General features: G+C 38.8%; 6 protein-coding genes and 11 tRNA genes. 16 read left to right on the forward strand and 1 reads right to left on the reverse strand.

The genetic code is table 11. The features are described from left to right. Nucleotides 1–53 precede the first annotated feature (53 nt). From alr to KI356_RS13645, 4 genes are all read left to right on the forward strand, one after another. On the forward strand, nucleotides 54–1223 hold the full coding sequence (gene alr / locus KI356_RS13630; RefSeq protein WP_212935675.1) for an alanine racemase: 1170 nt from the start codon (nucleotides 54–56) through the stop codon (nucleotides 1221–1223). 312 nt (nucleotides 1224–1535) lie between these two features. Continuing rightward, nucleotides 1536–1823 (forward strand): antitoxin EndoAI, encoded by a 288-nt coding sequence (locus tag KI356_RS13635; protein ID WP_000004570.1) that lies wholly within the window; start codon nucleotides 1536–1538, stop codon nucleotides 1821–1823. Nucleotides 1824–1827: 4 nt separating this feature from the next. After that, entirely contained in the window at nucleotides 1828–2178 is a 351-nt protein-coding gene (gene ndoA, locus KI356_RS13640; RefSeq protein ID WP_000635965.1) for a type II toxin-antitoxin system endoribonuclease NdoA, read from the forward strand. Nucleotides 2179–2246: 68 nt separating this feature from the next. Continuing rightward, complete coding sequence (locus KI356_RS13645; protein ID WP_128283273.1) at nucleotides 2247–4415, forward strand: Tex family protein; 2169 nt, start codon at nucleotides 2247–2249, stop codon at nucleotides 4413–4415. A gap of 57 nt (nucleotides 4416–4472) precedes the next feature. Here the strand turns inward: KI356_RS13645 and cmpA are convergent, their stop codons facing one another. Next, complete coding sequence (gene cmpA, locus KI356_RS13650; protein WP_001143642.1) at nucleotides 4473–4589, reverse strand: cortex morphogenetic protein CmpA; 117 nt, start codon at nucleotides 4587–4589, stop codon at nucleotides 4473–4475. Between the two features lie 207 nt (nucleotides 4590–4796). Between cmpA and KI356_RS13655 the strand changes: the two genes are divergently transcribed. The 12 genes from KI356_RS13655 to KI356_RS13710 all read left to right on the forward strand — a co-directional run bounded on the left by KI356_RS13655 (nucleotide 4797) and on the right by KI356_RS13710 (nucleotide 6496). Further along, nucleotides 4797–5261, forward strand: a complete 465-nt coding sequence (locus KI356_RS13655; protein WP_212935676.1) for a SprT family protein — start codon at nucleotides 4797–4799, stop codon at nucleotides 5259–5261. A gap of 114 nt (nucleotides 5262–5375) precedes the next feature. Further along, a tRNA-Asn gene (locus tag KI356_RS13660) sits at nucleotides 5376–5450 on the forward strand. A 3-nt stretch (nucleotides 5451–5453) separates the two neighbouring features. Continuing rightward, nucleotides 5454–5544, forward strand: a tRNA-Ser gene (locus KI356_RS13665). Between the two features lie 8 nt (nucleotides 5545–5552). Continuing rightward, nucleotides 5553–5627: transfer RNA gene (locus KI356_RS13670), tRNA-Glu, on the forward strand. Nucleotides 5628–5631: 4 nt separating this feature from the next. After that, nucleotides 5632–5707, forward strand: a tRNA-Val gene (locus tag KI356_RS13675). A gap of 46 nt (nucleotides 5708–5753) precedes the next feature. After that, nucleotides 5754–5829 (forward strand) — tRNA-Asp (locus tag KI356_RS13680). Between the two features lie 87 nt (nucleotides 5830–5916). After that, nucleotides 5917–5991: transfer RNA gene (locus tag KI356_RS13685), tRNA-Gln, on the forward strand. A gap of 5 nt (nucleotides 5992–5996) precedes the next feature. Beyond that, nucleotides 5997–6069, forward strand: a tRNA-Lys gene (locus KI356_RS13690). Between the two features lie 16 nt (nucleotides 6070–6085). Next, nucleotides 6086–6168 (forward strand) — tRNA-Leu (locus tag KI356_RS13695). Nucleotides 6169–6266: 98 nt separating this feature from the next. Further along, nucleotides 6267–6340: transfer RNA gene (locus KI356_RS13700), tRNA-Arg, on the forward strand. A 7-nt stretch (nucleotides 6341–6347) separates the two neighbouring features. Continuing rightward, nucleotides 6348–6424: transfer RNA gene (locus tag KI356_RS13705), tRNA-Pro, on the forward strand. 1 nt (nucleotide 6425) lies between these two features. Further along, nucleotides 6426–6496 (forward strand) — tRNA-Gly (locus tag KI356_RS13710). Nucleotides 6497–6517 lie beyond the last annotated feature (21 nt).

Here is a 6517-nt window from a genome sequence, read left to right on the forward strand (position 1 = left end):
AAGAAGCATATAAAAGAATAAGCTTCGCATATCGTGTATAAGGAAGTGTATTTATGGAAGAAGCGCCGTTTTACCGTGACACTTGGGTGGAAGTGGATTTAGATGCGATCTATAACAATGTTACACATATTAAAGAGTTCATTCCAAGTGATGTAGAGATTTTTGCTGTAGTTAAAGCGAATGCATATGGGCACGATTATGTACCAGTGGCTAAAACTGCATTAGAAGCAGGAGCAACAAGATTAGCAGTTGCTTTTTTAGATGAAGCTTTAGTGCTTCGGAGGGCTGGTATTACTGCACCGATTTTAGTGTTAGGCCCTTCCCCGCCCCGTGATGTAAATGTAGCTGCTGAAAATGATGTAGCATTAACTGTTTTTCAAAAAGAATGGGTGGAAGAAGCGATAAAGCTCTGGGATGGTTCATCAATAATGAAATTCCATATTAATTTTGATAGTGGTATGGGGAGAATCGGGATACGTGAACGAAAAGAATTAAAAGGCTTCTTAAAGAGTTTAGAAGGTGCGCCATTTTTAGAGTTAGAAGGAGTATATACGCATTTTGCATCGGCGGATGAGGTTGAGACTTCTTACTTTGATAAGCAATATAATACATTCTTGCAGCAGTTAAGTTGGTTGAAAGAATTTGGAGTGAATCCTAAATTTGTCCATACAGCCAATAGCGCTGCAACGTTAAGGTTTCAAGGGATTACATTTAATGCGGTGCGAGTTGGTATTGCGATGTATGGATTATCCCCATCCGTAGAAATACGTCCTTTTTTACCATTTAAATTGGAACCGGCGTTGTCACTTCATACGAAAGTTGCTCATATTAAGCAAGTGATTAAAGGGGATGGGATTAGTTACAATGTCACATACCGAACGAGAACAGAAGAATGGATTGCGACAGTTGCAATTGGATATGCAGATGGCTGGCTTAGAAGATTGCAAGGGTTTAAAGTACTTGTAAACGGTGAAAGAGTACCGATTGTAGGGCGAGTAACAATGGATCAATTCATGATACATCTTCCTTGTAAAGTGCCGCTTGGTACGAAAGTTACACTCATTGGGAGACAAGGTGATGAGTATATTAGTGCTACCGAGGTCGCTGAATATTCCGGGACTATTAATTATGAAATTATCGCAACGATAAGTTTCCGTGTACCGAGAATATTTATACGGCATGGTAAAGTTGTGGAAGTAATCAATTATTTGAACGATATATAGAAGAAGGTATTATTGCTCAGCATCTCGCCATTTAGGGGATTTTCACTAATGGAAAATAGGTTCTTTTTTGCTAGGGAGCTTCTTTTTATAATTGTTATTAATATAAATTACAATGAAATGTTGCTGAAAGGATTGCTGTATTTCTTGTTTGAAAGAGATAAAAAGTAAAGGAAGATGAATGTTTTGTTTATGAATTGGAAAACATAAGCAAGGAATAAGGAAGTCTTTGCAACAGGCTCCATACAATGGTATTATTACAATAGGTGTCATATATATATTTGGGTGTGTAGTTGACGGTGGAGGTGTATTTTTGTGTCCGAATCAAGTGTAACTACTGAAATCGTGGTTCGGTTACCAAAGCAAATGGTAACGGAATTGGACGGAATTGGAAAACAAGAGAATAAGAATCGCCATGAACTAATTTGCCAGGCAACACAACTGTTATTGCGTCAACATAAGACGAAGAAACGCTACCAACATGAATCAATGCGACGTGGGTACATTGAAATGGGAAAAATTAATCTTGGTATTGCATCTGAAGCTTTCTTAGCAGAGTATGAAGCAGCTCATACAGTAGAACGCTTAGTTAGCGGGGGGTAATATTTTGATTGTAAAACGCGGCGACGTGTATTTTGCAGACCTTTCCCCAGTTGTTGGTTCTGAGCAAGGAGGCGTTCGTCCGGTTCTTGTCATTCAAAATGACATCGGAAATCGTTTTAGTCCGACTGTGATTGTAGCGGCTATTACTGCACAGATTCAAAAAGCGAAATTACCCACTCATGTGGAAATTGATGCGAAAAAGTATGGTTTTGAGAGAGATTCTGTTATTTTACTTGAGCAGATTCGAACAATCGATAAGCAACGCTTAACGGACAAAATCACTCATTTGGATGAAGTGATGATGAGTCGTGTAGATGAAGCGTTACAAATTAGTTTAGGACTAATAGATTTTTAAATCGGCAGTTTAAGTTGCTCTCTTTACAGGGCAACTTTTTTTTATTATAGAGGAGGTTACGGTTGGATATGGAAATGGTAGATAATCGACAAGGGTTAATGAAAATGTTAGTGAAAGAATTAGGCTTTACAGAAAAGCAAGTTCGTCATGTTATTCAATTAACAGAAGAAGGTAACACAGTTCCATTTATCGCTCGTTACCGAAAAGAATGGACAGGCTCTTTAGATGAGGTGCAAATTCGTGCAATCTTAGAAAGATGGCAATATATGATGCAACTAGAAGATAGGAAAGAAGAGGTTCTTCGCCTTATTGGTGAAAAGGGTAAACTAACCGAAGAGTTGCGTCGTCATATTGTTGCTGCAACAAAACTTCAGGAAGTAGAAGATTTATATCGTCCATATAAAGAAAAAAGAAGAACGAAAGCTACAATTGCTAAAGAAAAGGGATTAGAACCGTTAGCTGAGTGGCTATTGTTATATAAAAAAGAAAATCCAGCAGAGAAGGCTATGGAATTTGTTAATGCGGAAAAAGAAGTGGAGTCTGCAGAAGATGCGTTGCAAGGTGCGCAAGATATTATTGCGGAACTTGTTTCGGATAACGCGGCATATCGTAGTTGGATTCGCAATACTACTTTTCGAAAAGGGATTATGTCTTCATCTGTAAAAGATAAAGAAAAAGATGAAAAGAATATATATGAAATGTATTATGGCTATGAAGAACCATTGCAAAAAGTAGTGCCTCATCGAGTGTTAGCGATGAATCGTGGTGAAAAGGAAGATGTATTAAGAGTTGCGGTTGTTACACCGACTGAGGAAATTAATCAGTTTTTACATAAAAAAATGATTCGTGATGAAGTTTCTAAAAGTGCGCACTATGTACAATTAGCGATTGAAGATGGATATAAACGATTAATCCAACCTTCAATAGAAAGAGAAATTCGTAAAGAATTAACAGAAACCGCTGAAGAACAAGCGATTCATATTTTCTCTGAGAATTTACGTAATTTATTATTACAGCCTCCAATGAAAGGGAAAGTTGTGCTAGCGGTAGATCCGGCATATAGAACAGGTTGTAAATTATCAGTAGTAGATGATACAGGGAAAGTTCTTAACATAGATGTTATTTATCCGCATCCACCTGTTCGTAAATATGAGGATGCAAAAAAGAAAGTTCTTTCAATTATAGATAAATATGAAGTTGAAATGATAGCAATTGGAAATGGTACAGCTTCCAGAGAAACGGAAGAATTTATAGTAGATGTCTTGCAAAATGTAAAACGGGATGTATTTTATATTATTGTAAATGAAGCGGGTGCTAGTGTATATTCAGCATCTGATTTAGCTCGTGAGGAGTTCCCGGATTTACAGGTTGAAGAAAGAAGTGCAGTTTCAATTGGGAGACGTCTGCAAGATCCACTTGCAGAGCTTGTGAAAATTGACCCTAAATCTGTTGGGGTGGGACAATATCAACATGATGTATCTCAAAAGAGATTAAATGAATCATTAACATTTGTAGTAGAGACAGCAGTTAACCGAGTTGGTGTTAATGTAAATACAGCTTCAGTTGCATTGTTGCAATATGTTTCGGGGTTATCAAAAACAGTTGCGAAAAATATTGTAGCTAAGCGTGAGGAAGATGGAAAATTCACGAAGCGTACTGAATTAAAGAAAATCCCGCGTTTAGGTGCAAAAACATATGAACAATGTATCGGGTTTTTACGTATATTAGAAGGTGCTAATCCGTTAGATCGCACAGGGATTCATCCAGAACAATATAAAAATGTTGAATTGCTATTAAAGAGCCTAGGGTTATCAAAGAATGATGTGGGGAAACCAAACTTACAAAAGAGTTTAGAAGGAGTAGATATTTCTAAATTATCTCAAGAGACAGAGATTGGTGAGCCGACATTAGTTGATATTATGGATGCTTTAATTAGCCCGGAACGAGATATGAGGGATGAGTTGCCAAAGCCACTTTTGAAAAAGGGGATTTTAAAATTAGAAGATTTAAAGCGTGGTATGGAATTAGAGGGAACGATCCGCAATGTTGTTGATTTCGGTGCCTTTGTTGATATTGGTGTGAAGCAAGATGGTTTAGTGCATATTTCTAAACTAAGTAAACAATATGTAAAGCACCCATTAGATATCGTATCGGTGGGACAAATTGTAAAGGTATGGGTAGATGATATTGATACGAAAAAAGGTCGTGTTGCATTATCAATGTTACCAATTGAATAGTAAGTAAAGAGAGCAGGTGAAACTGCTCTCTTTTTATGGATAGGAAAGTTTTATTGATTATGAGCTTTGGTGTATTTTACTATAATAAAACCAGCATTCATTTAGTAACTTGATTTGATACCGGTTTTTTTCGAAATATGCACGTTGCATTTGTTTCTTTAGCCATGTAGGCATAGGAATCCCTCCTTGTTTAATCCTGCTCTCAAAAATTTCTCCTTGTAGTTAAAGAAATATTGATGAGAGGTTGGTGAGTGGATTTCTATCAATGCTGCATTTTTAGAAATCACGTTTCTTGAATGAGGATGGGTATATGTACTATTTAATATATGTATAGGAAGGGAGAAAAGTGTAAAAATATTTTTTTGTTTAGGAGGAATGAGAATGGATGAGCAAGAAATTCAGAGGTTAGTGGAAGAGGTATCGTTACAATGCTTTGGAATGCCGTTTTTACATAAAGCGATGTTTAATAGTAGGTTACGTACAACTGGTGGGCGCTATCTATTGAAGAATCATAATATAGAATTGAATTATCGGTATTATGAAATGTATGGTGAAGAAGAGTTAGTCGGGATTGTTAAACATGAACTTTGTCATTATCACTTACATATCACAGGAAAAGGGTATAAGCATCGAGATAGAGATTTTCGTGAGTTATTAAAGAAAGTAGGGGCACCCCGTTTTTGTAAACGAATGATTAATGAGGAGGAGAAAAAGGAAACAAAAGTTTATACGTATGAATGTACGGAATGCGCACTTCAATATGTAAGAAGACGTCAAATAAATACACAAAGATATGTATGTGGAAAGTGTAAAGGGCAACTAAAACTGATAGCGAAAACATCTTGACAGTGAAAACGCAATCCAGTATATTATAAACATGTCACGTTTGCACAAGATGTTGTGAAAAAACTTCTTGACTTACGATGAGAAATTTTATAAGATACAAATTGTCTTTATTATTCCGCAGTAGCTCAGTGGTAGAGCTATCGGCTGTTAACCGATCGGTCGTAGGTTCGAGTCCTACCTGCGGAGCCATACAGAGAAGTACCCAAGTGGCTCAAGGGGCTCCCCTGCTAAGGGAGTAGATCGCTAACGCGGTGCGAGGGTTCGAATCCCTTCTTCTCTGCCATACATATTGGCCCGTTGGTCAAGTGGTTAAGACACCGCCCTTTCACGGCGGTAACACGGGTTCGAATCCCGTACGGGTCACCACTTCGGAGGATTAGCTCAGCTGGGAGAGCACCTGCCTTACAAGCAGGGGGTCGGCGGTTCGATCCCGTCATCCTCCACCATAATATTATAATGAAAAATAAAATGACATTAATTTAAAGATTAGATGGTCCCGTGGTGTAGTGGTTAACATGCCTGCCTGTCACGCAGGAGATCGCCGGTTCGACCCCGGTCGGGACCGCCATTTTAACTTCTGCTATATAGCAGTTGTTTTTTATTGGACATTATGGTACAATAACATTTGTCTTTGAAAAGAAGATAGTTATTTCGATGGGCTATAGCCAAGCGGTAAGGCAACGGACTTTGACTCCGTCATGCGCTGGTTCGAATCCAGCTAGCCCAGCCATTTACGAGCCATTAGCTCAGTTGGTAGAGCATCTGACTTTTAATCAGAGGGTCGAAGGTTCGAATCCTTCATGGCTCACTTTTGTTTTTTCCGCGCGGTCGTGGCGGAACGGCAGACGCGCTAGGTTGAGGGCCTAGTGGGGGAAACCCCGTGGAGGTTCAAGTCCTCTCGGCCGCATCAAAAAAAATCTTAAAAAAAGTACTTGCATTTGAAAATGTAGTATGATAAGATAATTGAGTCGCCAAAATACAACGACGAAAAAACATCATGAATAAGCGCCCGTAGCTCAATTGGATAGAGCGTTTGACTACGGATCAAGAGGTTAGGGGTTCGACTCCTCTCGGGCGCGCTTATTACGGGAAGTGGCTCAGCTTGGTAGAGCACCTGGTTTGGGACCAGGGGGTCGCAGGTTCAAATCCTGTCTTCCCGACCACGCGGGTGTAGTTTAGTGGTAAAACAAGAGCCTTCCAAGCTCTGGTCGAGAGTTCGATTCTCTTCACCCGCTTTTAGTTCTTTGAAAACTGAA

It is taken from the genome of Bacillus hominis (genome assembly GCF_018332515.1).
GTDB classification, from domain to species: Bacteria; Bacillota; Bacilli; order Bacillales; family Bacillaceae_G; genus Bacillus_A; species Bacillus_A hominis.

Bases quoted from the DNA above. Each gene is read 5' to 3' on its own strand.
- alr (WP_212935675.1), top strand. From the start codon at position 54: ATGGAAGAAGCGCCGTTTTACCGTGACACTTGGGTGGAAGTGGATTTA.
- KI356_RS13645 (WP_128283273.1), top strand. From the start codon at position 2,247: ATGGAAATGGTAGATAATCGACAAGGGTTAATGAAAATGTTAGTGAAA.
- cmpA (WP_001143642.1), bottom strand. From the start codon at position 4,589: ATGCCTACATGGCTAAAGAAACAAATGCAACGTGCATATTTCGAAAAA.
- KI356_RS13655 (WP_212935676.1), top strand. From the start codon at position 4,797: ATGGATGAGCAAGAAATTCAGAGGTTAGTGGAAGAGGTATCGTTACAA.